This is a genomic window from Aeromonas sp. S11(2024), from assembly GCF_041402345.1.
Classification (GTDB): domain Bacteria; phylum Pseudomonadota; class Gammaproteobacteria; order Enterobacterales; family Aeromonadaceae; genus Aeromonas; species Aeromonas veronii.
This window is the reverse complement of the sequence record NZ_JBGLRC010000018.1, coordinates 31,846-56,854: the sequence shown is the minus strand read 5'-3', so window position 1 is coordinate 56,854 and position 25,009 is coordinate 31,846. Positions and strand designations below refer to the sequence as shown.

20 protein-coding genes are annotated in these 25,009 nt (G+C 60.1%); 4 read left to right on the top strand and 16 right to left on the bottom strand.

Translation table 11 applies throughout. The features are described 5' to 3' along the window. Positions 1-70: 70 nt before the first annotated feature. The 4 genes from ACB040_RS14655 to ACB040_RS14640 form a co-directional block, all read right to left on the bottom strand. Positions 71-448, bottom strand: a complete 378-nt coding sequence (locus ACB040_RS14655) for a VOC family protein (RefSeq protein WP_259584474.1) — start codon at positions 446-448, stop codon at positions 71-73. Between the two features lie 66 nt (positions 449-514). Next, complete coding sequence (locus ACB040_RS14650) at positions 515-1,219, bottom strand: YafY family protein (protein WP_338773213.1); 705 nt, start codon at positions 1,217-1,219, stop codon at positions 515-517. 65 nt (positions 1,220-1,284) lie between these two features. Beyond that, positions 1,285-2,244: a helix-turn-helix domain-containing protein gene (locus ACB040_RS14645; protein WP_338773216.1), complete on the bottom strand. Its 960-nt coding sequence runs from the start codon at positions 2,242-2,244 to the stop codon at positions 1,285-1,287. A gap of 95 nt (positions 2,245-2,339) precedes the next feature. Next, entirely contained in the window at positions 2,340-3,110 is a 771-nt protein-coding gene (locus ACB040_RS14640) for an MBL fold metallo-hydrolase (RefSeq protein ID WP_338773218.1), read from the bottom strand. A gap of 280 nt (positions 3,111-3,390) precedes the next feature. Between ACB040_RS14640 and ACB040_RS14635 the strand changes: the two genes are divergently transcribed. Together ACB040_RS14635 and ACB040_RS14630 are read left to right on the top strand one after the other, a co-directional pair. Further along, positions 3,391-3,804: an Hsp20 family protein gene (locus ACB040_RS14635; protein WP_005339298.1), complete on the top strand. Its 414-nt coding sequence runs from the start codon at positions 3,391-3,393 to the stop codon at positions 3,802-3,804. A gap of 92 nt (positions 3,805-3,896) precedes the next feature. Continuing rightward, positions 3,897-4,337, top strand: coding sequence for an Hsp20 family protein (locus tag ACB040_RS14630; RefSeq protein WP_005339297.1), 441 nt, complete (start codon positions 3,897-3,899; stop codon positions 4,335-4,337). 72 nt (positions 4,338-4,409) lie between these two features. Here ACB040_RS14630 and ACB040_RS14625 read toward each other — a convergent pair whose 3' ends face one another. Continuing rightward, positions 4,410-5,660, bottom strand: a complete 1,251-nt coding sequence (locus ACB040_RS14625; protein WP_164535751.1) for a valine--pyruvate transaminase — start codon at positions 5,658-5,660, stop codon at positions 4,410-4,412. Between the two features lie 293 nt (positions 5,661-5,953). On the opposite strand from ACB040_RS14625, the gene ACB040_RS14620 reads away from it, so the two are divergent. Then, complete coding sequence (locus ACB040_RS14620; protein WP_100652158.1) at positions 5,954-6,187, top strand: hypothetical protein; 234 nt, start codon at positions 5,954-5,956, stop codon at positions 6,185-6,187. On the opposite strand, the gene ACB040_RS14615 is transcribed toward ACB040_RS14620, so the two are convergent. After that, positions 6,117-6,941 carry a helix-turn-helix domain-containing protein gene (locus ACB040_RS14615; RefSeq protein ID WP_371155361.1) on the bottom strand — a complete coding sequence of 275 codons (825 nt, stop codon included), beginning with the start codon at positions 6,939-6,941 and terminating at the stop codon, positions 6,117-6,119. The two genes, ACB040_RS14620 and ACB040_RS14615, sit on opposite strands and share 71 nt — an antisense overlap. 92 nt (positions 6,942-7,033) lie before the next feature. Between ACB040_RS14615 and ACB040_RS14610 the strand changes: the two genes are divergently transcribed. Continuing rightward, positions 7,034-8,161 carry a multidrug effflux MFS transporter gene (locus ACB040_RS14610; RefSeq protein WP_371155363.1) on the top strand — a complete coding sequence of 376 codons (1,128 nt, stop codon included), beginning with the start codon at positions 7,034-7,036 and terminating at the stop codon, positions 8,159-8,161. Between the two features lie 4 nt (positions 8,162-8,165). Here ACB040_RS14610 and ACB040_RS14605 read toward each other — a convergent pair whose 3' ends face one another. The 10 genes from ACB040_RS14605 to ACB040_RS14560 form a co-directional block, all read right to left on the bottom strand. After that, the gene (locus ACB040_RS14605; RefSeq protein ID WP_033138525.1) at positions 8,166-8,849 is read right to left on the bottom strand and encodes a response regulator; all 684 of its coding nucleotides are present in this window, start codon (positions 8,847-8,849) and stop codon (positions 8,166-8,168) included. Between the two features lie 58 nt (positions 8,850-8,907). Further along, positions 8,908-11,496 (bottom strand): sensor histidine kinase KdpD, encoded by a 2,589-nt coding sequence (locus ACB040_RS14600; protein WP_043820734.1) that lies wholly within the window; start codon positions 11,494-11,496, stop codon positions 8,908-8,910. Positions 11,497-11,622: 126 nt separating this feature from the next. Further along, complete coding sequence (locus ACB040_RS14595; RefSeq protein WP_371155366.1) at positions 11,623-12,150, bottom strand: potassium-transporting ATPase subunit C; 528 nt, start codon at positions 12,148-12,150, stop codon at positions 11,623-11,625. A 62-nt stretch (positions 12,151-12,212) separates the two neighbouring features. Further along, positions 12,213-14,270 carry a potassium-transporting ATPase subunit KdpB gene (kdpB, locus tag ACB040_RS14590; protein WP_371155368.1) on the bottom strand — a complete coding sequence of 686 codons (2,058 nt, stop codon included), beginning with the start codon at positions 14,268-14,270 and terminating at the stop codon, positions 12,213-12,215. 67 nt (positions 14,271-14,337) lie between these two features. Further along, positions 14,338-16,032, bottom strand: a complete 1,695-nt coding sequence (kdpA, locus tag ACB040_RS14585; protein WP_338773226.1) for a potassium-transporting ATPase subunit KdpA — start codon at positions 16,030-16,032, stop codon at positions 14,338-14,340. 561 nt (positions 16,033-16,593) lie between these two features. Then, positions 16,594-17,943 (bottom strand): glutathione-disulfide reductase, encoded by a 1,350-nt coding sequence (gorA, locus tag ACB040_RS14580; protein ID WP_236272351.1) that lies wholly within the window; start codon positions 17,941-17,943, stop codon positions 16,594-16,596. A 76-nt stretch (positions 17,944-18,019) separates the two neighbouring features. After that, the gene (locus ACB040_RS14575; protein ID WP_338773232.1) at positions 18,020-19,987 is read right to left on the bottom strand and encodes an ATP-binding protein; all 1,968 of its coding nucleotides are present in this window, start codon (positions 19,985-19,987) and stop codon (positions 18,020-18,022) included. Positions 19,988-20,105: 118 nt separating this feature from the next. Then, positions 20,106-23,186: a multidrug efflux RND transporter permease subunit gene (locus tag ACB040_RS14570; protein ID WP_005355755.1), complete on the bottom strand. Its 3,081-nt coding sequence runs from the start codon at positions 23,184-23,186 to the stop codon at positions 20,106-20,108. Between the two features lie 15 nt (positions 23,187-23,201). Further along, a complete protein-coding gene (locus ACB040_RS14565; RefSeq protein ID WP_005339268.1) occupies positions 23,202-24,335 on the bottom strand; it encodes an efflux RND transporter periplasmic adaptor subunit in 1,134 nt (377 codons plus the stop codon). Next, positions 24,332-24,928 (bottom strand): TetR/AcrR family transcriptional regulator, encoded by a 597-nt coding sequence (locus tag ACB040_RS14560; RefSeq protein WP_252656587.1) that lies wholly within the window; start codon positions 24,926-24,928, stop codon positions 24,332-24,334. The genes ACB040_RS14565 and ACB040_RS14560 overlap by 4 nt, the downstream gene beginning before the upstream one ends. Positions 24,929-25,009 lie beyond the last annotated feature (81 nt).

Here is a 25,009-nt window from a genome sequence, read left to right as displayed (position 1 = left end):
TTTTCTGGCCACGTTCCACGTTCCACGTTCCACGTGAAACATGAAACCGCTTGGTGTTGATGGTTATAACTCAGCTCAGTTCTGGTGCCAGGCAGTAGAGTCGCAGGCGATGGCCATCGGGATCAACAGCCATGCCGGTATAGCCAAACTCCATCCGGGTTGGTTGCTGGATGATGGTCAGGCCACGAGCTTGCCACTCTGACAAGCCAGAATCGACACTGGTTTCATCAGGCAGCGAGAAGGCCAGTTCCATGGCGCCAGCACTTTGGGTAACGGCTGGCTCGACGGTGGTACTGGACCAGAGCGCCAGTCTGGCGCCTGACTCGAATACGAACATGGCAAAGGTAGGTGACTCCTCCACCGGTTCACGCCCGAACAGCTCGCGGTAAAAGAGCGCGCTGCGGGTCGGGTTGGCAACGTAGAGGATGGTGAACTGGGGGACTAACATGGTGATACTCCTTGTTGATGAGATGGCGCATCGGCGCCGACCCCGTCAGCATGGCGTTACCTGCGGTCAGTTTCTGTCAGCAATGAATTTCGGCTGCGGGATCTGCTGGGTGGCGCGCCACTCCTTCAGCAGGCTCTCTCTGCTTTTGGGATAGCGGCAATCTTGTGGCTGCATCCGGGTGATGCGATCGACCCGAAAGTGGCGAAAGCCCTGACGCAGTTCGCACCAGGCCACCAGTAGCCGTACCTGTTCGAAGTAGCCGAGGGCAAAGGGCCAGACGGTGCGCTCAGAGGTCTCATCCTTGAGATCGCGATAGCTCAGGGTCACCTTGCGTTGCTGGCGGATGGCGCAGCGCAGCAGGGCTTCATCTGTGTGGTTGTCGCTGCGGGAGGTACCGATCAGCAGGGCATTGCTCTGGAGCTGCTGGCGATAGTCGGCGGGTAGCACGGCTTCTATCTTGGCCAGCGCACTGCTGGCCGATACACTCAATGCTCCATCACCGTGGGCGACGACCCAACGTGACCCCAGCACCAGCGCATCCAGCTCCTCTGCACTGAACATCAATGGCGGCAGCATGAAGCCGGGACGCAGCACATAGCCGATCCCGGGTTCACCCTCGATATGGGCACCTTGCGCCTGCAGGGTGGCGATATCCCGATAGAGGGTGCGCAGGCTGATGCCAAGCTGGCTGGCCAGCTCCCCGCCAGTTATGGCGTAACGGTGGCCGCGCAGCAGCTGGAGCAGGGCCAGCAGGCGTTCGGAGCGGGACATGGGATGACTCCTCGGGATTTCTGGTTAGCCTGCCATAGCGGAGTGAGCGGGTATAGAGGATGTCATCAGACATTGTTGCCGCGAAAAGATCGTCGCCACTCGCTGGGGGAGATGGCAAAGCGGGCGCGGAAGTGATTGCGCAGGGAGGTGGCACTCTTGAAGCCGACCAGCTCGGCGATGCGATCGATGGAATGACCGCTCACTTCCAGTAACTCCTGACTGCGCCTGAGCCGCTCCGCCAGCAGCCATTCACCCACTGAAAGGCCGGTTGCCTGATGAAAACGGCGGGTAAAGGTGCGTCGACTCATCAGGGTGTGATCTGCCAGAGAGTCCAGGGTGTGAGGCTCGGCCAGATGGGCACGCAGGTGGTCGAGCAACTGGTTCATCCGGACATCGCGGGTGGAGGCGGGCACCGGCTGCTCGATAAACTGGGCCTGACCCCCTTCCCGGTGGGGCGGGATCACCAGCCGCCGCGCCACCTTGTTGGCGATGGCTGAGCCGTGGTACTGGCGCACCAGATAGAGGCAGCAGTCCAGCCCAGCGGCGGTGCCTGCCGAGGTGACCAGTCCATCATCATCGACATAGAGGGCATTGGTATCGAGCTGCACGCAGGGAAAGCGGCGGCAGAAATCCTGCTCGTACTCCCAGTGGGTCGATGCCTTGCGACCATTGAGCAGTCCGGCGTAGGCGAGCACATAGGTGCCGAGGCAGAGCCCGACCAGCCGGGCACCTCTGGCTCTGGCGGCGATCAGGGCATCGAGCAGTGCCGCCGGTGGCCGGGCTGCCGGGTCATGCCAGAAGGGGATGACGATGATCTCCGCCTCGGCCAGCACCTCCAGCCCATAGGAGGCCTGAATGGTGAAGCCTTGTGCCGAGTGTGCGTGGCGGTTGCCATCGCCGCAGCAGATCTTGAGCTCGAACAGCGGCTGGCCCGGCAGAATATCGCCGAAGATGAGGCAGGGGACGGCGCAGTGAAAAGGGCTGAAGTGATCGAAGGTCACCACGGCAACGCTCGGGGTGGTCATGGTGTTGGCTCCTCTCTACGCGCAGACCTCTCATCATAAGCATTTGGCAGTGAAAGCCGAAGGGCCGTGCGCGCTGTTCGGCATGGCCCAGTCAGTTACAGCGAGAGAGCCTCGCCATCCGCCGGTATCCGCACCCGATCCATCATGCCTCGCTCGGTCAGATAGGTATGAAGTTCCTGACGTGACAGCACGGCGTGGTTGACCGCCTCCATATGGCTGGCGATCAGCGTGGCTTGCGGTGCGGCCTGATAAGCGGCGGCGACATCCTCCTTGCCCATGATGATGGAACCGAGTCCGGGCACCTGTGCATCGCCACAGTTGAGGATGATGACCTCGGGTTGATGCTGTTGCAGGGCTTGTTTGACCGAGGGATGCCAGATGGTATCACCGGCCAGATAGAGGCTCTGTTCATCGGGATGGGAGAAGACCACGCCGCATACCTCTCCCATGCGCTCGCCCAGTACCGCCATCAACTGGTCGCTGCCGTGCTGGCCACCAGTCTGCTGCAGGCGAATGCCGGCAAACGCGGGCTGGTCGCTCAGCAGGCGCACATCCTCAAAGCCACTGGCACGAATGGCATCGGCATCTTTCTGATGTTGCACCAAGAGCGGCAGATGCTTGGGGAGCAGGGCTCTGGCGGCATCATCCCAGTGGTCGGGATGGTCGTGGGTGACGATAACGGCATCCACATCGACCAGCTCATCGAGCGGCAGCGGCAGCTCGACCAGCGGATTGCGCAGCTGGCTGTTGGCGGTGCCCTCAAAGCCGGGGAAGGCCCCCTTGGCCGAGAGCATGGGGTCGATCAGAAAGCGGGTGCCGGCATAGTCGAGCAGCAAGGTGGCGTTGCGAACCTGGGTAATCTTCATGGGATGGCTCCATGTTGGCTGGTGGATATGCAACCAATTATGGGGCGCTAAGCGAGTTGCCATCAGTGGCCCACGGGTCGATTATCATCACCATCGGGCCAACAGGTTGATGTTCTACAGGTCGGCGCGGCCATTTAAAAAATTTGAAAAAATCCCCTTGAAAGGAAAAAGTGAACCCCTATATAGGTAACAAGGCCGGAATGCTCGACAGAGGTTTCGACCAAGCGCCCGTCCATAAGGAGGGCAAACAATCCGTTATCGCTCATAAGAGGGTAATACTATGCGTTCTATCGACTTTTCTCCGCTCTATCGTTCTGCCATCGGTTTCGATCGTCTGGCCAATCTCATCGAATCTGCGGCCAGCAATGGCAATGCCGGCTATCCCCCCTACAACATCGAGCAACTGGGTGACAACGACTACCGCATCAGCATGGCGGTGGCAGGCTTTACCCAGGAAGAGCTGGAGCTGAGCTTCCAGGAAAATCTGTTGACGGTGAAGGGCAACAAGCAGGCCGATACCGGGCGCAACTATCTCTATCAGGGGATCGCCGAGCGTGGTTTCGAGCGCCGCTTCCAGCTGGCCGACTATGTGCGGGTGAAAGGGGCCGACCTGAAAAACGGCTTGCTGCACATCGAGCTTGTGCGTGAAGTGCCCGAGGCGATGAAGCCGCGCAAGATAGAGATCAACGGCTGATAGCTTGAATTCACTGAAATTTTAAAATTTCCCGGGTGCCGATGACGGGCCTGTGGAGAGTTGACCCTGTTGCTTATTAGAAGGATAGGATTATGCGTAACCTCGATTTTTCTCATCTCTATTCCAACGCCGTCGGCTTCGAGCGGATGGCCCGTGAGCTGGAAGGTCTGTTCGAGCAGAAGACCGCCGCTTACCCCCCGTACAACATTGAAAAGCGCGATCAGGATGGCTATCGCATCACAGTCGCCGTGGCTGGCTTCGAGCGCGAAGAGCTGGAGCTGGAGACCGAAAACGGCACCCTCAAGGTGAAGGGTCGTAAAGGGGCCGCGGCCGGTGAACGTCAGTTCCTCCATCAGGGGATTGCCGAGCGTGACTTCGAGCTCGCCTTCAAGCTGAGCCAGCACGTGGAAGTGCAGGGCGCCAAGCTGGAGCATGGTCTGCTGACCATCGATCTGGCCCGTGAGTTGCCGGAGGCGCTCAAGCCCAGAGCCATCCCCATCGGCAAACCCGAGCAGCTGGCGCTGCCCGGCTAAGCAAACCGGGTCGCGATAAACGACAAAGGCCTGCATCTGCAGGCCTTTCTGTTTTTGTATCGCTGGATTGGATTAACCAGCGTAGAGGGTGTTGATCTCGTCGGCCAGAATGGCGATGCCGCGACGCACCAGCTCCTCGCTCTGGGAGTAGTTGAGGCGAATGCACTCCTGGCTGTGACGCCACTCGGGGTCATCGATGCCGGGGAAGAAGTAATGGCCCGGCACGATCAGCAGGTTTTTCGCCTTCAGTCGCTCGTACAGCTCCTGACAGTGGATCGGCAAGCCTTCAAACCAGAGCCAGAGGAAGAGGGCCCCTTCCGGTTTATGAATGTGGAAGCGCGGGTCGGGGATCGCTTCGCGCAGCAGCTGCACCGCCAGCTCCGCCTTCTGCTGATAGAAGGGTTTCACCACCTGTTCGCTGAGGGTGATGATCTCGCCGCTCTCGATCATCGGGATGGTTATGGCAGGCCCCAGACTGCCCGGCGCCAGATTGATGATGCCGCTGAGGTTGGTGATGGCCTGGATGATCTTCTCGTCGGCAATGACGATGCCGCAGCGGGTGCCCGGCAAGCCGAGCTTGGAGAGGCTCATGCAGAGGATGGTGTTGGCGTTCCAGAACGGCTTGGCTTCGCTGAAGATGATGCCCGGGAAGGGAACGCCGTAGGCGTTGTCGATCAGCAGCGGGATTCCCTTGTCGCGGGCGATCTGGTCGAGGTGTTCGATCTCTTCGTCGGTCAGAACGTTGCCGGTCGGGTTGGTCGGGCGGGAGACGCAGATCACCCCGATATCGTCACCTACCTGCAGGCTCTCGAAATCCACGTGGTATTTGAACTGGCCATCGGGCAGCTTCTCGATGGTGGGCTTGTAGGCCACGAAGTAGTCGTCGGCCAGCGCTGAGTCGGCATAGCCGATGTATTCAGGAGCGAGCGGGAACAGCACCTTCTTCTTGCGGCCATCGGCAAATTCGCCAGCCAGCAGGTTGAACAGGTAGAAGAAGGCATTCTGACTGCCGTTGGTCAGGGCGATATTGCGGGCCGAGATATCCCAGCCCAGCTCCTTGCTGAGCAGGGCTGCCAGCGCTTTGGTGAACCTGTCTTTGCCCTGTGGGCCGTCGTAGTTGGCCATCGCTTTGACCAGCTCGCCGTTGTCGAGCAGGCTCTTGGCCTCGGCTTGAAAGCGTTCCAGCATGGCGGGGATGGGGGCCGGATTGCCCCCACCCAGCATGATGGCGTCCGGATTGGTCAGCCCCTGATTGAGGTCATCCATGAGTTGGGTAATACCGGCGTGGCGAGTGAACTTCTCGCCGAACAAGGAAAATTCCATTCAGTGACAGATCCAGATTTGAGTTACGGGGATGTAGCACCATAGCTCAGTTTAAAAGCGGGTGTCGATCAAAAAGATGGGACGTTCCACGTGGAACATGGTGCAAAAATCAAGCGTGGTTAAAAGCACCAACTGTTGGTTTAAAAATGACCGAGCGGGATGCATTTTGCGACTCAATTTGGTATCGAGATATAGTTAATTTAAACAAAATCATCATGTTATGAATTTCGTGAGGATTGGCACAACTATTGGAATAGCTGTCTGGTCATCTCAACCATACCGGAGCAAACCAGATGAAAAGCCTGATCGCTACCCTGATTGTGAGTGCCCTGAGCCTGAACGTGATGGCCAACGAAAATCCGCGGCCCGAGCTGGAGAGTGCCCAGCTGGAGCAGGATGTGCAGAGCGAGTTGCAACAGGCATCCCATGCCGTGGTGAAGGATGCGTTGCATAACCTCAAGCCGCTGGCGCTGGATACCCTGGTGGTGGAAGCGAGTCAGGCTGTGGCGACTCACCCCGAGAGTTGAGGTAGCGCAGGGGGGTCTGTCCTGTATGTTGTTTGAAGAAGCTGATGAAGGCGCTGTCGCTGGAGAACTCCAGCGCAGCGGCAATCCGGCTGATGGACTCGCTTTCGGCCAGCAGCTCCATGGCGCGCAACAGCCGCCACTGCTGACGCCACGCCTGATAGCTCATGCCGGTCTCCCGCACGAAGATGCGGCCAATGGTCTTGTCACTGGCACCCACCCGTTCGGCCAGCCGGTTGAGCCGATCGGGCAGGGCATTCCCCCGTTTCAACTGCTGTAGCCAGTCGCCCAGTCTGGGATCGGTCGGCAGCGGCAACTGCCACGACTCCCGCGGTGCCTGCCCCAACTCCTCCATAAACAGTGCCACCGTTCGTTGCTGCTGCTCTTGCGGTTTGTCCCACGGCCAGAGCGCCATCCGCTCGATCAGTTCGTGCAGCAGCGGATTGACCACCAGCACTTCGACCGTGCCGGGCAACTCGGGGTGCGGCTGGAAGTAGAGGGATCTGTAGGCGACGACACCGCGCATCAGTACCCGGTGGGCAGTGCCCGCTGGCAGCCAGGCGGCGCGGGTGGGCGGCAGCAGGCAGACCCGACCTTCCAGCTCCATGGTCATGCAGCCGGATTGGGCGAACAGTAGCTGATGGCGTTGATGTTGATGCAGGCCCGAGTCGTGCCAGCCGAGGGCGGAGGCAATGCCGATCACGCTGCCCGTCAGCTGGTCGGGGTCAAAAGGGTGATCGGGAAGAATAAAAGCCATGTGTCTTATTTTTGATGTTTATAGTCCTACTTATTGTAATCAGACAGTCGGCATCTCTCTAGAATGGCGACCTCTTGTGAAGGAGGTTTGTCATGAACAACAAGTTGCCACCGCTTTGGCTGGTGGTGGGATTGATGATGTTTCCCCAAATTGTGGAAACCAACTACAGCCCGGTCCTGACCCACATCGCCAGCCAGTTTCGGGTGAGCGAAGGGCAGGCATCCCAGACCCTGTCGGTCTATTTTCTGGCGTTTGCGGTAGGCGTGGTCTGTTGGGGACGGCTCTGCGATCTCATCGGGCGGCGTCCCGCCATGCTGGCAGGTCTGCTTACCTATGGCGTCGGCACCCTGCTGGCGCTGCTGGCCAACCAGTTTGAAACCCTGCTGCTGGCCCGGGTTATCTCGGCCTTTGGCGCCGCCGTGGGCTCCGTGGTGACCCAGACCATGCTGCGCGATAGCTATCAGGGCAGCGATCTGGCACGGGTCTTCTCGGTGATGGGCATAGCGCTCTCCTTGAGCCCGGTGCTGGGGCTGCTCAGTGGCGGCCAGCTGGCGAGCGGGTTCGGCTATCTCGGGGTGTTCAGCGGTTTGCTGATACTGGCGGTAGGCTTGCTGCTGGTGACCTGCTGGCAACTGCCGGAAACCCGTCCGGCCACCAGCCAGCGAGTCGCACTCTGGCCGCTGGCATGTCGGATGATGAAAGATGGCGGGCTTTGGCGCAGTGCCATGCTGGTCGCCCTGTTCAACACCATGCTGTTTGGTTACTACAGTCTGGCCCCCTTCCTGTTTGCCGGATTGGGATTGAGCACCGGCGAGTTTGGTTACTCGGGGATCTTGCTGGCGCTGGCGACTCTGCTCGGCAGCCTGCTCAACAAGCATCTGCTGGGGAGGGGGTGGCTGCCGTCATCTCTGGTCAGATTGGCTTGCGCTCTGGCGCTGGTTGTCGGGCTGCTGGTATGGGCGAGTCAGTCCAGCCTCTGGTTCCTGTTGCCCATGATGGGTGTGGTGGTGGCCTTCGGGCTGGCTATCCCCAATGTGCTGAGTCAGGCGCTGCTGGCCTATCGCGAAGTAGCGGGCAGTGCTGGTGCCCTGTTCGGGCTTGGCTACTACCTGCTGCTCAGTCTGGGGTTGGCGGTGGCGGCCGGATTGCAGGATCTCGGCCTGTTGCTGAGTGGCTGCGGTCTGCTGGCGCTGCTTTGCTGCGGGCGTCGTTCCACGTGAAACATCAGTTGCCGATAAAGCGGTAGCCAATACCGGATTCGGTCTCGATAAGCGTCGGTTGCTGGGGGTTATCCCCCAGCTTTTTGCGCAGGCTGGCGATGACGATGCGCAGGTAGTGGGTATCCTCCTTGTGGCTCGGCCCCCAGATGTCGTTGAGCAGCTGGGTCTGCATCACCAGCTTGCCGGGGTGGCACACCAGCGCCTGCAACAGGGCGAACTCTTTGCGGGAGAGAGGGATCTCCTCGTCCTTCATGGTCACCTTGTGGCTGCTGATATCAAGCGTCAGGCCGCATTGGGGGAAGTGGCGCCGCTCGCCGCTGCTGACGCCAGCCCGCTGGCGCAAGAGCACACGGATGCGGGCCATCATCTCGCCGATGCCGAACGGCTTGCTCATGTAGTCGTTGGCACCGGCATCCAGCAGTCGCACCTTCTCCTGCTCCGAATCACGGGCCGACAACACCAGCACAGGATTGGGGTGGTGTTCGCGAATGGCCTGCAACACCTGAATGCCATCGCCATCCGGCAGACCGAGATCGAGGATCACCAGATCGGGGTTGAGGTGGCGATACTGCTCCAGCCCTTCATTGACCCCCACCGCCTCACTCACCTGATGCCCCTCGGCAATCAGGCTGATCCGCAGAAAGCGACGGATCGCCGCTTCATCATCTATGACCAGAATGTGCGCCATCGAACCTCCAGAGGCGAATGGTGGGAGGGGCTGAGTGACCCGATCTGGCGGTCAACCATCAGACCTCCGGTGAATTGAGAGCGAGCGGCAGGGAGATACGCATGCAGGTGCCGTTGCCATTGGGGCCGGAGAAGGCCCAAATCTTGCCGCCGTGGGCCTCTATCATAGCGCGGGAAATGGCGAGGCCAAGTCCGGTGCCGCGGCTGCCGCAATCGCCAACCGGCTGGGTGTAGAAGAGGTTGAAGATCTTCTCCCGATCCGACTCGGCGATACCGACCCCGATATCGATGATGTCGATGATGAGGTCGGGCTCGGCCACCATCACCTTGAACTCTATGGGGGTGCCTGCCGGCGAGTAGCGGGAGGCGTTGTCGAGGATGTTGACCAGCACCTGCTCGATCAGGGCGCCATGGACATAGAGCTGGGGCACATGCTGATCGAAATGGACCAGCAGCTTGTGCTGGCGCCAGGAGGAGTCGAGCCGCTTGCGGGCGCTCTCCACCAGATCCGCAAGATCGACCCAGTCCCGTTTCAGCTGGAAGTCGGGGGAGCCGATGCGGGTCATATCCAGCAGATTCTGCACATAGCTGTGCAGGCGGCGCGCCTCCTCCTGCACCGAGTGGAGCAGTTCGTCGCGGTCTTCGGCGGGGATCCGGTCACCATATTCCAGCAGGGTGCTGCCAGCCCCCATGATGGTGGCCAGCGGCGTTTTCAAATCGTGGGAGACCGAGGAGAGCAGGGCCGCGCGCATCCGGTCTGTCTCTGCCTGCAACTGGCTGTCGGCCAGCCGCTCGTTGAGGTCGATCCGCGCCAGCGCGGCGCGAATGTCGGTGAGCAGCGCCTGCAGCTGATGCTCGGCGGAGGAGGAGAGCGGATTGGCCAGCGTTATGCCGATCACCAGATCATCGCTGAGGTGGTGATACTGGGCCTCGGCGGCATTGAGGGTGGCGGTGTGGGCCCCGGCGCTCTGCTTCTGGGCCAGACACCAGTCGATAGCCGCCTTGTCGGTCTGGCCGGGCCTGTGCTTCTCGTTGCCGAGCCTGTCGTTGAACTCCTTGTCGATCACCACGGTTGGCTGGCCTAGCGCCAGTGAAATGGCCTGGGCACCTTGTCTCAGCACCTCCTCCGGGCTGCTGGCGGTGGCTAACCCCTGACTGAGGGAGAGCAGGGCATTGCCCAGCTGCTGGGTCTCGCGCAGACCGATCAGCTGTTGCCGCTGGCGGGAGGCGAGGCGCCCCGCCGTCATGCCGACGATAAGCAGCACAAACAGGGTGAGCAGGTCGCTGTGGTTGGCGACGCTCAGGGAAAAGTAGGGGGCGGTGAAGAGCAGATTGTGGGCGATAAAACCCAGCACAGCCGCCAGTGTGGCGGGCACCAGACTGGTGGTGAGGGCAGTCGCCAGCACCCCCAGCACGAAGATGAGCGGCAACGCTGCTGGTGGCAGCCAGTAGGAGAGCCCCCAAGCGGCGGCTGAGGTGATCCCCATGATCACCACTGCCAGCATGCTGTGGTGTATATCCTTCGGGGTCGGGACGCGCATCCCCACTTCGGGCTTCTGCTTCTCGGTATCGACCAGCGTGATTTCGAGCCCCTGCGCCTGCTTGAGCAGGTGCTGCACCAGCGAGCGGCGCCATGGCGCCTTGTGAGGTTTGCCGAGCAGCAGCTGGGAGACCTGTTGCTGTTCGGCGGTCTCCAGCAGGGTGTTGGCGACCGCCGGACTGGAGAGGGTCAGCACCTTGGCACCGAGGTGGGAGGCGAGCGCCAGCGCCTGCTCCACATCGGCCGAGCGGCGGCCATTGCTGTCGACATGCACCACCAGCCACGGGAGCTGACGGCGCTGGGCAAAGCGGTGGCCGTAGCGCACCAGCGCCGAGCCGTGCAGGTCACCGAGGCAAACCATCAGCTTGCCCCGCAGCGGCAAGGTGCTCTTGCCTGCTGCCTGCCACTGCAGTTGCAGATCGCCCTCCACATGGCTGGCGGCAGTCTGCATCGCCAGCTCCCGCAATGCGGTGAGGTTGTTGAGGGAGAAGAAGGATTGCAGCGCCGCCTTGGCCTGATGGGGCACATAGACCTTGCCCTCCTTGAGGCGGCCGAGCAGCTCCTTGGGGGGCAGGTCGATCAGCACCAGACTGTCGGCTTCCAGCAGCACCTGATCGGGCAGGGTCTCTTTCACCCTGACCCCGGTCAGCTGCCACACCAGATCGTTGAGACTCTCCAGATGCTGCACGTTGAGGGTGGTGTAGACGTCGATCCCGGCGTTGAGCAGCTCCTCCACATCCTGCCAGCGCTTCTCGTGGCGGCTGCCGGGGGCGTTGCTGTGGGCCAGCTCGTCCACCACGGCGATGGCCGGTTTGCGGGCGAGCAGGCCGTCGAGATCCATCTCCTCCAGTCGCTGCTGGCGGTGCATGTGGATTTTGCGCGGCATGATGGCGAGCTTGTCGAGCAGAGCCAGCGTCTCCTGACGGCCGTGGGTCTCCACCACGCCGATCAGGATGTCGACCCCCTCTTTGGCCTGTTCCCGCACCGCCTGCAACATGGCGTAGGTCTTGCCGACGCCGGGAGCGGCCCCGAGAAACACCTTCAGCTTGCCCTTGTGCTCCTGTTCCAGGCTCGCCAGCAGGGCGTCGGCCCTTACCTCATCACGCATCCCCATGCTCCTGCATCAGACTTGTCAGCAGGGCGTCAGCGCTTGCTACATCAGCCATTGTTATCCCTATCGAGCCAACCGCCCGTTGCGAAAATCGAGGTCATCACCAAACCGGAATGGGCACCATCAGGCGCCCTTTTGATGATCCAGTTGCAGATTCAGCTGGAGAATGTTGACCACCTGCGGGCCAAGGATACCAGCTTGTGTGGCCGACTTGACCTGCTCCGTCAGTTGGGCGGGATCCAGTCCACGTTCTTTGGCGACGCGGTCGACCTGAGCCAGCACCGCATCCAGCGGCAGGTGGGGATCGAGGCCGGAGGCGGAGCGGGTCAGCATGGCGGGGGCGCTGGTTCCCGGCTGAGCCTTGGCAGCCTGTTCGGCAAACTCTGCCCGCAGTGGCGAACTCATCCCCAGATTGCTGGCGCTGCCGCCTATGGTGTTGAAATCGCTGGCTGAGGGGCGGGGATGGAAGTAGTCAGCTCGCTCGAATTTCTGCCCCAGCAGGGCGCTACCGATGAGTTGCTGTTTGCTGTCGGTCAGCTGGCTGCCGTTGGCCTGCCAGGGGAACAGCAGTTGGGCCAGCCCGGTCACCGCCAGCGGATAACCCACGCCCAGCAGCAGGGTCAGGGTCAACAGGGTTCTGATTGCTATCATGATTCTCTTGCTCCAAATGGATGGCAGGGGATACGGGTCTGACCCGCATCCCGATTATGTCGTTACACCAGACCCAGGCCGGTAATGACCAGGTCGATCAGTTTGATGCCGATAAACGGCACCAGCAGACCACCGACCCCGTAGATCAACAGGTTGCGGCGCAGCAGGCTGGCGGCCGAGCCTTTCAGGTCGACACCACGCAGTGCCAGCGGCACCAGCGCCACAATGATCAGGGCGTTGAAGATGATGGCCGACAGGATGGCGCTCTGCGGGCTGCCCAGCTGCATCAGGTTCAGCACCCCCAATTGCGGGTAGGCGGCGATGAACAGGGCTGGCAGGATGGCAAAGTACTTGGCCACGTCGTTGGCGATGGAGAAGGTGGTCAGGGCGCCACGGGTCACTAGCAGCTGTTTGCCGACCAGCACCACATCCAGCAGCTTGGTGGGGTTTGAGTCGAGATCCACCAGATTGCCCGCCTCCTTGGCGGCCTGGGTACCCTCGTTCATGGCCAGCCCCACATCAGCTTGCGCCAGTGCGGGCGCATCGTTGGCGCCGTCGCCGCACATGGCAACCAGACGACCATCGGCCTGCTCCTGACGGATATAGGCGAGCTTCTTCTCCGGCGTCGCTTCGGCGATGAAGTCATCCACCCCGGCTTCGGCGGCGATGGCGGCGGCGGTTTTCGGATTGTCACCGGTGATCATCACGGTGCGGATCCCCATATGGCGCAGGATCTGGAAGCGAGCCTTGATACCGGGCTTGATTATGTCCTTGAGGTAGACCACCCCCAGCAGTTTCTCCTGAGTGCAGACCAGCAGCGGAGTGCCACCCTGACGGGCGATGCTGTCGACTGACTTGAGCACCAGCTCAGGTACCGCCTTGCGGTCGAGGCTGAGGTAGTTCAACACGGCATCCACCGCACCCTTGCGATATTGATGACCGTTGCGATCCAGCCCGCTCAGCCGGGTCTCGGCGCTGAAGGGGATCACCTTGTCGCTCTCCAGCTGGCTCGGCTTGGCCATGCTCTTGCTGGCCAGAGTCAGGATGGATTTGCCCTCCGGGGTGTTGTCACCCAGCGAGGCCAGCATGGCGGCTTGTGCCAGCAGGGCAGGGTCGACGCCGGGGGCCGGGATCAGCTCATCCGCCATCCGGTTACCGAAGGTGATGGTGCCGGTCTTGTCCAGCAGCAGGGTGCGCACATCACCAGCCGCTTCCACGGCACGGCCAGACTTGGCGATGACGTTCAGCTTCACCAGTCGATCCATGCCGGCAATGCCGATGGCGGAGAGCAGGCCGCCGATGGTGGTCGGGATCAGAGTGATAAAGAGAGCGATCAGGTAGAGACGCGGGACCTGGGTGCCGTTGTAGTCGAGGAACCAGGGCAGGGTGGCGACCACCAACAGGAAGATCAGGGTCAGGCCCACCAGCAGGGCGTCGAGTGCCATCTCGTTGGGGGTCTTCTGGCGCTTGGCCCCTTCCACCAGTGCGATCATCCGATCCAGCGTACTTTCGCCCGGATTGTTGCTGACGCGTACCCAGATCTCGTCGGAGACGACCGTCGTGTTGCCGGTCACGCCGCTGCGGTCGGTACCCGACTCGCGGATGACGGGGGCGGATTCGCCGGTGATGGCGGCTTCGTTGACCGAGGCGATGCCGGCGATTACTTCACCGTCGGCAGGGATCATCTCGCCGCTGCGTACCAGCACCAGGTCCCCTTTCATCAGGCTGGTGGCGGGTACCCACTCGCCCTGACCATCTTTGGCATTCGCCACCCGACGGGCCTTGAGCTGGCTCATGCCCGCCTTCAGGCTGTCGGCGCGAGCCTTGCCGCGCCCCTCGGCCAGGGTTTCCGCGAAGTTGGCAAACCAGAGGGTCAGCCAGAGCCAGGCGGTCAGCTGCCAGGCCAGCGAGGGGGCGACGCCGGAGAGAGGCTGCCCCAGCAGGGACTCCACGGTCGCCATGACTGCGGCCAGCCAGAGGGTAAACAGGATGGGGCTGCCAAACAGCGCCTTGGGATTGAAGCGATAAAGGGCCTCAACCATTGCCTGGATGATCTGTGATTTCTGTTTTTTGCCCTTCACCAACATGGTGTCGGTGCTCATTGCAGTGGACTTGCTCATTGGAAAGCTCCCAGCATCAGATAGTTGGCCATTGGCATCCGGATAGTGATCGACAGGGTCAGGTTCATCAGAATGCACCTCCGATCAGACTCAGATGTTCAGCCACCGGGCCCAGTGCCAGCACCGGCAGGAAGGAGAGGCCACCTATCAGCAGGACGGTGATGATCAGCAGGGTAACGAACAGCGGGCCGCTGATGGGGAAGTCCCCTTCGCTCGTCTCCTGACGGGGCGCGCGGGCCAGCTTACCGGCGATGGCCAGTACCGGAATGATGTAGCCGAAGCGTCCGAGCAGCATGGCCAGACCGATGGCGATGCACTGCCAGTTGTCACCGGCGGCAAAACCGGCGAAGGCGGAGCCGTTGTTGCCGGCAGCCGAGGCGTAGGCATAGATGAGGCGTGACAGACCGTGGGGGCCATCATGGCCGATGATGGTGCTGGCATCCGGCATCAGCAGGGTGACACCACCGATCACCAAAACCCCCACCGGCATGACCAGCATGCTGGCAACCACCCACTTCATCTCGGTGATGCCGAGCCGTTTGCCCAGATAGGTCGGGGTACGTCCCACCATCAGGCCGCACAGGAACACGGTCAGCAGCACGAACAGCATCATGCCGTAGATACCGGAGCCGACCCCGCCGAAGATAACCTCGCCCAGCAGCATGTTGATCATGCCCACCATGCCACCGAGCGGAGTAAAGCTGTCGTGCATGGCATTGACGGCACCGTTGGAGGCGGCGGTGGTCGCCACTTCCCAGATGCTGGAGAGCACAGGGCCGAAGCGGCTCTCCTTGCCTTCCCAGTTGCCAGCCATGTTGCTGGCGTCAGTGGTGAGCTGGGCGAGGGCGGGATCCGGTTTCAGCTCCTGGGAGAGGGAGATGAAGAGCCCCAGCACCAGCATGAGGGTCATAGCACCGAGAATGGCGCGGCTGTGGGCCATGTCCTTCACATAGCGGCCCAGAGTAAAGACCATGGCGGCGGCGATGGTGAGCAGGGCGACCATCTCCAGCCAGTTGGAGAGGGCTGTCGGGTTCTCGAACGGATGTGCCGAGTTGATGCCGAAGAAGCCGCCGCCGTTGGAGCCAAGCTGCTTGATGGCGATCTGCGAGGCCGCCGGGCCGAGGGGCAGCAGCTGCTCCTGACCTTCCACACCGTGGAACGGCAGATAGGCGGAGAGGCTTTGCGGCACCCCTTGCCATACCAGCACCAGCGCCATGATCAGTGCGATGGGCAGCAGCACATAGAGGCAGAAACGCACCAGATCCTGCCAGAAGTTGCCAAGGTTGATGGTCTGCTGGCGGGCGATTCCGCGGAACAGGGCAATGGCGACGGCTGCGCCCGTCCCTGCGGAGACAAAGTTCTGGGTGGTCAGCCCCACCATCTGGCTGAAGTAGGAGAGGCTGGCCTCACCGGAATAGGCTTGCCAGTTGGTGTTGGTCATAAAGCTGACCGCGGTGTTGAATGCCAGTTGCCAACTCAGACCCGGCAGTTGCTGCGGGTTGAGGGGCAGCAACCCCTGCGCCATCAGGATCAGGAACAGCAGACCGAAACCGGCGCCGTTGAAGGCCAGCAGGCTGAGGGCGTAGGACTTCCAGTCCTGCTCCCGTCCATCGGTGCCACAGCAAGCCAGCGTGGCGCGCTCGACCGGTGCCAACCAGCGGATTTTGCCTTCAAATACCCGGTAGATGTAGTTGCCCAGCAGCGGTGCCGGCAGCAGAACCAGCAGCACGAAGGCCACCGGATAGATTATTTCTTGCCACATGTTCTAGTTCCTCACTCGTGGTCACGGTGCGTCAGGGCACGCATTGGATTGCTCACGAGGCTCGGCAGTTTGCTGGCCACCGGGTAGATAATTTCTTGCTGCATATAGGTAGTCCCTCACTCGTGACTGCGCGTGAGTGCGCGCATCAGATAGGCCATCAAGGCGAGGACGAGCAGCAGATATAGCCAATTCATATCGACTCCATTGAGATAATTAGCTGCGAGAGCCGATGTAAGACCATATCGACTCTGTTGGTGTCATTGACGCTGAAAAGGGTATGTAAAACAGGCGTAAAGGCGCCATAAAGCGCCATGTGGCAGGCGTAAAATCGGCGTAAAGAACGACGGATTTGCGAGAGAAATGGCGAGGAGGGATCAAAAACCCGGCCTGAGCCGGGTTTGGGGGAAGGGGTTAGATGGCTGTAGAAGCAGGCTGCTCGTGACAGGCCAACTTCATCTGCCCTTAACGCATAGTGACGAACTCTTCCGCGCTGGTGGGATGAGGCGTAGGAACGCATTTGTTGAAGTTGGCCTGATAATGACAGGCCAACTTCAAACGTACCTATCGCATTGTCACGAACTCTTCAGCACTGGTCGGATGGATAGCCACGCAGTTGTCGAAATCTGCCTTGGTGGCGCCCATCTTCATGGCGACGCCGAAGCCTTGCAGGATCTCGTCCATCGCAAAGCCGATACCATGCAGACCGACCACCTTCTCTTCCGGGCCGACACAGACCAGCTTCATCCGGGTGGGCTGGCGATGCTGGGTCAGTGCCGAGTACATGGCGGTAAACTGGCTGCGGTAGACCTTCACCTGGTCCTCGCCGTATTCGGCGATGGCTTCAGGTTCGGTCAGGCCTATGGTGCCGATGGGCGGGTGGCTGAACACCACGGTCGGCACCAGATCGTAGTTGAGGTGCTCGTTCGGCTTGTTGTTGAACAGCCGTTCGGAGAGGCGACGGCCCGCAGCGACGGCCACCGGGGTGAGCTGGATGCGACCCGTGTTGTCACCCACCGCATAGATGTTGGCGACGGAAGTGTTCTGGAACTTGTCGGTCGGGATAAAGCCCTTCTCGTCCAGCGCGATGCCTGCGGCGGCCAGATTGAGGTTGTCGGTAGCCGGTATCCGGCCGATGGCCCAGATCAGGCAGTCAACGGTGAGGTGGCGACCATCTTCCAGTTGCAGGGTCAGGCTGTTGTCAGCGTTTTTGAGCACGGCTTTGGGAATGGCGTGGGTGTGCAGCTTGGGCCCTTCCTGCGCCATGATTTCGACCAATGTCTCGTGGATCATGGGGTCGAAGTTGCGCAGCGGCGCGTGCTTGCGCACCACCAGATGGGTCTCGGAGCCGAGCGCCTGCATCACCCCTGCGATCTCGACTGCGATGTAGCCCGCACCCACTACGGCAACCCGCTTGGGTTGGCTTTGCAGGTCAAAGAAACCGTCGGAGTCGATACCCAGCTCGGCACCCGGGATCGCCGGAATTTCCGGGCGGCCACCGGTGGCGATCAGGATGTGATCAGCCGTGTAGTGCTCGCCATTAACCTCGATGGTGTTGCTGCTGACGAAGCGGGCGAAGCCCTTGATGACGGTGATCTGGTTCTTGCCCAGCACGTTCTGATAGGACTGGTGAATGCGGCCGATGTAGGCCTGGCGGGACTCGACCAGCTTGGCCCAGTTGAAGTGGTTGAGGGTGGTGTCAAAGCCGTAGTCGGCACCATATTTCAGGGCATCGGCGATCTGGCCTGCATACCACATGGCCTTCTTCGGTACGCAGCCTACGTTGACGCAGGTTCCACCCAACTCTTTGGCTTCAATCAGGGCAACTTTCTTACCGTACATGGCAGCACGGTTGGCAGAGGCGATACCGCCGCTGCCGCCGCCGATGGCGATATAGTCAAAATGCTGTGCCATTGCGAGGTTCTCCGCTCATTAAGAATGCAATCACAGCATGATGGGGATAAAGCGGCTGGCTCACAAGAGCCAGCGCTCAGTTATGTTGGATCGGCAGGCGAATATGGAACTGGGCGCCCTGGCCCGGTTCGCTGGCACAGCTGATACGGCCTTTCAGCAGTTGCACCACCAGGTTGTAGATGATGTGGGTGCCAAGACCGCTGCCGCCCTGACCCCGCTTGGAGGTAACGAAGGGATCGAAGATGCGCGGCAAGATTTCGGGCGGGATGCCGCGGCCGTTGTCCGAGTAGTCGATAAACAGCTCCTCTCCCTGCTGTTCCACCTTGATGGTGATCTTCTTCGGTTTGTCCCAGTTGTCGAACCCGTGGTTGATGGAGTTGAGGATCAGGTTCGAGTAGATCTGGGTAAAACTGCCCGGGAAGGAGAAGATAGACAGCTTGGGATCGCACTGGATATCCACTTCGCACTGGCTCTTCTTCAGTTTGTGGCCAAGCGATACCACCACCTGATGGAGGTTGTCGGCGAGGCTGAAGTTGTAGCGTGCTTCCGATGACTGGTCGACAGCCACCTGTTTGAAGCTGGCAATCAGCTCGGAGGCGCGCCGCAGGTTGCTCTGCAGCAGCTGCATCGACTCGTCGAGGTTGACGGTGAACTCGTTGAGATAGGAGCGCGACAGCTGCTTGGAGTCGATATGGGACTTGAAGTCGGCGACCCGCTCTTGCAGGTAGGAGGAGGCGGTCACGCTGATGCCGATCGGAGTGTTGATCTCGTGTGCCACCCCGGCCACCAGCGAGCCGAGGGAGGCCATCTTCTCCGACTCCACCAGGGTTTGCTGGGCCTGTTTCAGGTCGTCGTACGCCTTGCCCAGCTGGTTGTTGGCTTCACTCAGGCTGCGGGTGCGCTCTACCACCTTGCCTTCCAGCTGTTCGTTGAGCTGGATAATCTCCCGCTCGACCTTTTTCAGTTGGGTGATGTCGTAGCCGAAGCCGATCTGGTACTTGAGGTTGGGGCCATCGTAGAAGGGGACGAAGGTCCATTGCAGTACCAGCTCATGGGCCTGCTGGTCATGCATGATGACCTCTTTGTCGGCCAGTGAACCTTCCGCCGCCAGAATATCGTTCAGCTCTTCCCGTTGCGCCGGGCTGACAAAGAGATCCAGCCAGTTGTGCTGCAACAGCTCCTGCTGGTGGTAGCCGGTCAGCAGTATGGCTGCCGGGTTGATGCTGGCGATGGTCAAATCCGGTTCCATGCAGCAGATGACCATGTTGGCGGAGTTGATCAGGGTGGCGGAGAAGTCCCGTTCCTTTTGCAGTTGTTCGACCGCCTGATGGCGGGCAACCAGCTCGTCACGCAGTCGGGTACGCATCTGGTTGAGGGTGGAGACCAGGGTATCCAGCTCATCAGGTTTCTTGCGTGGCTGCGGGCGGCCTTCCAGCTCCAGCGCCATGTCGAGCCGATCGAGGTTGAACTTCTGGGCGTAGTTGGCGATGCGGTTGATGTGCCTGACCACCAGATAGTAAATGATGATCAGGATGCAAAATGAGACCACCAGGGTCTTGATGGTCTGGCTGACCATGATCAGCACCGATTTTTCGATGAGGCGCTGGTAGATCTGCTCGAGAGAGGCGGCAACGAACAGCTTGCCGACGATTTCACCCTGATAGGTGAGGTTGAATTCGCGGGAGATATCATAGCTTTCCCGCTCGACCCCCTGGGTCAGCAGCGGGACTTCGGAGTTGCCGAGCATCTCCTTGACCATCACGAACTGCATGTTGGGCAGGTTCATGATCCCTTCAATTTGCACTTTGACCTGCTCTTCATCCAGGTTCCACAAGCTGGCTGCGATGGGTTGCAGGAACGAGGCCTCGATCTGGCCGATGCTGTCTTCGATGACGGCGACATCCTTGCGGTAATCCCACGCGAGTTGCAGCGCCGTAATGATCATCGCCAATACGGTACTGCAGACCAGAATGTAGGAGAGCAGGCGATATGAGAGTCCGTTGCGGCCTACGGCCCTGGCGGTCTTGGAGAAGAGTCCTGACATGGCGTCCTTGCGGTCTGGATGTGGTGTTTTTTAGTTTAACTGCTTCATGCACTTATGTCGTCTTTCCTGCGAAGCATAAAAAAGGCCCCGATACGGGGCCTTTGCATGTCATTGATGATTAATGTCCGCCGTTTGCTTTGGGCGGAATGGTTTCATCGAATACCGGCAAGGGTTTGTGCTCGGAAGCCAGATAGGTGTAGATCACCGGCAGCACGAACAGGGTGAACAGGGTACCGATGGCAAGACCTGCCACGATGACGATACCGATGCTGAAACGCTGTGCCGCACCGGCGCCAGCGGCGTAGAGCAGCGGGATCAGACCGGCAATCATGGCGGCCGTGGTCATCAGGATCGGACGCAGACGCACCTTGGCGGCCTGCATCACGGCTTCCATTCGGTTCATGCCGCGCAGCAGCTGCTCTTCCTTCGCTACTTCACAGATCAGGATACCGTGCTTGGTAATCAGACCCACCAGGGTGATGAGGCCCACCTGGGAGTAGATGTTCATGGTCGCCATCCCCCATGCCAGGGCAATCAAGGCCCCGCTGATGGCAAGCGGTACAGAGACCATGATGACCAGCGGGTCACGCACCGACTCGAACTGGATTGCCAGCACCAGGAAGATGATGGCCAGTGCCAGCGCGAAGGTGGCATAGAGCGCATTGCCTTCGGTGACAAACTGACGGGCTTCACCCATGAAGTCGTAACGATAGCCTTGCGGCAGCTTCTCGTCAGCGGTGGTCTGGAACCAGTTGATCGCATCACCCATGGCCACACCCGGAGCCGGAACGGCGCCTATGGTGGCAGAGTTCAGCTGGTTGAAGTGGGGCAGGGCGCGGGGCTCGCCAACCACTTCAATGCTGATCAGGCTGCCGAGCGGGATCGACTTGCCGTCGGCGGCCCGCACGTAGTAGCCCTTGATGGACTCCGGATTGAGACGGTACTTGCGCTCGACCTGCGGGATCACCTCGTAGGAGCGGCCATCCAGGTCGATACGGTTGACGTAACCGTCCGCCATCATGGTGCCCATGGTGATACCTATATCCTGCATAGTGATGCCGTAGGCACCCGCCTTGTCCTTGTCGATGCGGATCTTCATGGTGGCGGAGTCGTAGTTCAGATCGAGATCCGAATAGACGAACTGACCGTTACTCTGCGCCGCTGCCAGAATTTCACCGGCCACCAGGAACAGGCTTTCGAAGCTGTTCGGGGTGGTGATGACGAACTGGATAGGCAGACCACTCGATGCACCCGGCAGTTCCGGGAACTGGAAGGTGGTGATGGCCATACCCGGGATGTCTTTCACCAGATTGGCGACCCGATCCAGCACCTCTTTCTGGCTCGCTTCACGCTGGCTCCAGGGCACCATGGAGGCGATACCGAACGCCTGGTTGGCGTTGAACACCCCGGAGAAGACCTGGGAGAAGGCGATCTCGGGCTGGTCGTCCAGGATCTTGTTCACATCCGCCATGGTGTTTTCGATGTAGTCCAGGTTGGCGTTGGACGGTGCGGTACCCAGCACGGCCATTACCCCCTTGTCCTCTGACGGTGCCAGTTCGCTCGGGATGAACTTGAACAGCAGCGGCAGGCTGGCGAAGACGATGACGGCGAACACCACGATGACGGGGCGCTTTTTCATCACGGCGTGCAGCATGCTGTCGTAGCGATCGGTCATCCGCTCCAGCAGGTGGTGGACTGTGCTCTCGAACTTGCCCGGTTGCTCGTTGGCCTTGAGCATCTTGGAACACATCATCGGTGACAGAGTCAGGGCGATGATGCCCGAGACGAACACGGCACCGGCCAGCGTCAGGGCAAACTCTTTGAACAGAGAGCCGGTGATGCCCCCCATCAGGGCGATAGGCGCGTATACCGCCGCCAGGGTGACCGTCATGGCGATAACCGGTACCGCAATTTCACGGGTACCGATAATGGCAGCCCGGAACGGTTCTTCCCCCTCCTTGATATGACGGTCGACGTTCTCCAGCACCACGATGGCGTCATCCACCACCAGACCGATCGCCAGCACCATCGCCAGCAGGGTCATCAGGTTTATCGAGAAGCCGAACATATCCATCATCATCACTACGCCGATAAGACTGAGCGGAATGGTGATGATCGGGATGATGACCGCGCGGAACGAACCGAGGAACAGGGTGATGACCACCAGAACGATGGCGGCTGCCTCCAGGATGGTCTTGATAACCTCGTGGATGGATTCGTTGATCGCCACGGTGGAGTCATACATCACGTTGAGACGCATGGTGCTCGGCATGTTGCGCTCAAGGCTCGGCAGCAACGCCAGCACATCGTGGGCGATGTTGATGGGGTTGGCTGTCGGCGCGGCGTTGACCGCCATGACCACGGCTTCGCGTCCGTTGGCGCTGGCGCGATAGATGTCGTGGCTCTTCTCGAGGGTCACCTTGGCAATGTCGGAAAGGCGGATCACCTTGCCGTCACGGGTAGCAACGACCAGACGCTTCAGTTCGTCGACATCCTTGACCTGGGTCTCGGCGTTGCCGTTGAACAGGGTAAAGTAACCGGTCGCCTGACCTGTCGCGGACTGATAGTTGTTGCTGTTGAGCACCGTCATCACGTCACTGGCAGTCAGGTTGAAGGCCGCCATCTTGGCCGGATCCAGCCATACCCGCAGGGCAAACTCGACACCGCCGTAGAGGTCAACCTTGGAGACCCCGCCCACGGTAAAGAGCTGCGGCTTGATAACCCGCTCCAGATAGTCGGTGATCTGGCTGGAGTTGAGCTCCGGGCTGGTAAAGCCGAGGTAGAGCACCGCCGTGGTTGAACCGGTGGAGGAGGTGACCGACGGGTCTTCCGCCTCTTTCGGCAACTGGGATCGCACCGAGTTCACCTTCGCCAGGATGTCGGACAGCGCGGCGTTGGGGTCGGTGTTGAGCTTCATGTACGCAGTGATGGTGGAGCTGCCCAGCTGGCTGGAGGAGGTCATGAAGTCGATGTTGTCGGCTTGCGCGACCGCCTGTTCCAGCGGCTGGGTGATGAACCCCTGGATCAGATCAGAACTGGCGCCATAGTAGCCAGTGCTGACGGTGATCACCGTGTTGGTCACCTCGGGGTATTCCCGTACCTGCATCTTGAAGATGGCCTGAAAGCCCAGCAAGGCGATCAGGAAGCTGAGCGAGATCGCCAGCACAGGCCGTTTTATAAATATGTCAGTAAATCGCATCGCAGATCTCCGCGCTTACAGCATCGGGGTTTGTGCCGGAACGGCCAGGGCGTCGTTCTCGACCACATGCACCTTGGTGTCGTTGCTCAGGCGAACCTGACCCGACAGTACGATCTGGTCACCGGCCTGGATGCCGGAGAGCACATGCACATCGTTGCCACGGCGCTCACCGGCCTTGACCACAACCTGCTTGGCTCGCAGCACTTTCACCTTGTTACCCTCTTTGTCGGTCTCTTCGCCCTCTTTGAGCACGTAGACGTTCTGACCGTAAAGGGTGAAGGAGATAGCGCTCTGCGGGATCACGATCTGATCTTTCACCGTCGGCAGAATGATGCTGGCGCGGGCGAACATACCGGAACGGAGCTGACCGTCGTTGTTCGGAATGTCTGCCTGTACCTGGATCAGGCCGCTCTGGAAGTTGACCGCAGGTTCGATGGCGGTGATGTGACCATCAAACTGGGTTTGCGGATAGGCATCCACATTGATCTTGATGGTCTGGCCCAGCTTGATTTTGGAGATATCGGTCTGGGGCACGGTGAAGCGCAGGCGCATCACGCTGGTATCTTCCAGGCGCACGATATCTGTGCCCGGCTGCAGATACTGACCGAGGAACACATTGCGCAGGCCGACCACGCCGCTAAAGGGCGCACGGACTTCACGACGGGCAATGGTCGCCTTCAGACTCTCGATATCTGCTTCCAGCGAGCGATAGGCCGCTTCGGCTTCATCCAGCTGCTCTTTGGAGATGGAGCTGGTCTTGTAGAGGTTCTGGAAACGATCGAACTTGGCTTTTGCCGCCGGCAGCTTGGCCTGGGAGGCGCGCAGATTGGCCCGCTCCACGGTGGAGTCCAGGCTCAGCAGCAGCTGGTCAGCCTTGACCGGTTTGCCCGACTCGAAGGTGATGGCATCAATAGTGCCTGCCAGTTCGGTGGAGAGGGTCACCCCCTGATTCGGCTCGATGAAGCCGATCGCTTCGATGGTCGGTACCCAATCCTGTGCCTTGGTCACCATGGCGGTGACGGGGAACTCGGGTTCCGGCCGGTTGGCCATGTATTGGGCAATCATCTTCTGTTTGAACAAATTGAAGCCGATGACGCTGCCAAACAAGGCGATCGCTATCAGCAACATAATGGCCATCCACTTTTTCATGAACAGGCTCCTGAGGTGGAAAGATTGGGGGATAAAATGGCATTCCAGCTGGCCCGGATCGCGGTTTCCAACTGCGATTCGGTCAGCGTGATGTTGTGAACCCTGCACTGCAGGGCCAGATGCATGACACTGTCCAGACTCAACACCTGGAGTGCCCGTATCGGTAAATCAATAAACAATCCTTGTTCAACGCCCTGTTCAAAAAATCGGTCCAGAGGCTCCCAGGCAGCCAGAATGGCAGGATTGGTCTCCAATTCTGCCCCTAGCGGAGAGCTCTCGTACTGCAATTTGCACCGGATAGCGTTGGGTTCGTTAACAAAAATGGCATGAATATTGAGCCATAATTGGCGAAATTGTTGAAATGAAACTTTATCGATTGCTACATCGGCCATGACCATGGGCACACACTGCAAGATAGTGTGCTGGTGCAGTTGCCGGATCAGATCATCCTTGTCGCCGAAGTAGCGATAGATGGTGCCGGTGGCAACATTGGCCTTCTTGGCGACTTCTGCAATCGACAGACCATGAAAACCCCGTTCACCCAGCACCTCATGGGCCGCGTTGAAGATGCTCTCTTTTTTATCCAGAATCATCAGTGTGACTTTCGATTGAATGAACGTTCATTCATTCTAGATGGGCATCAAATCAAGTCAAGGCAGCAAGGCGATTTGCGA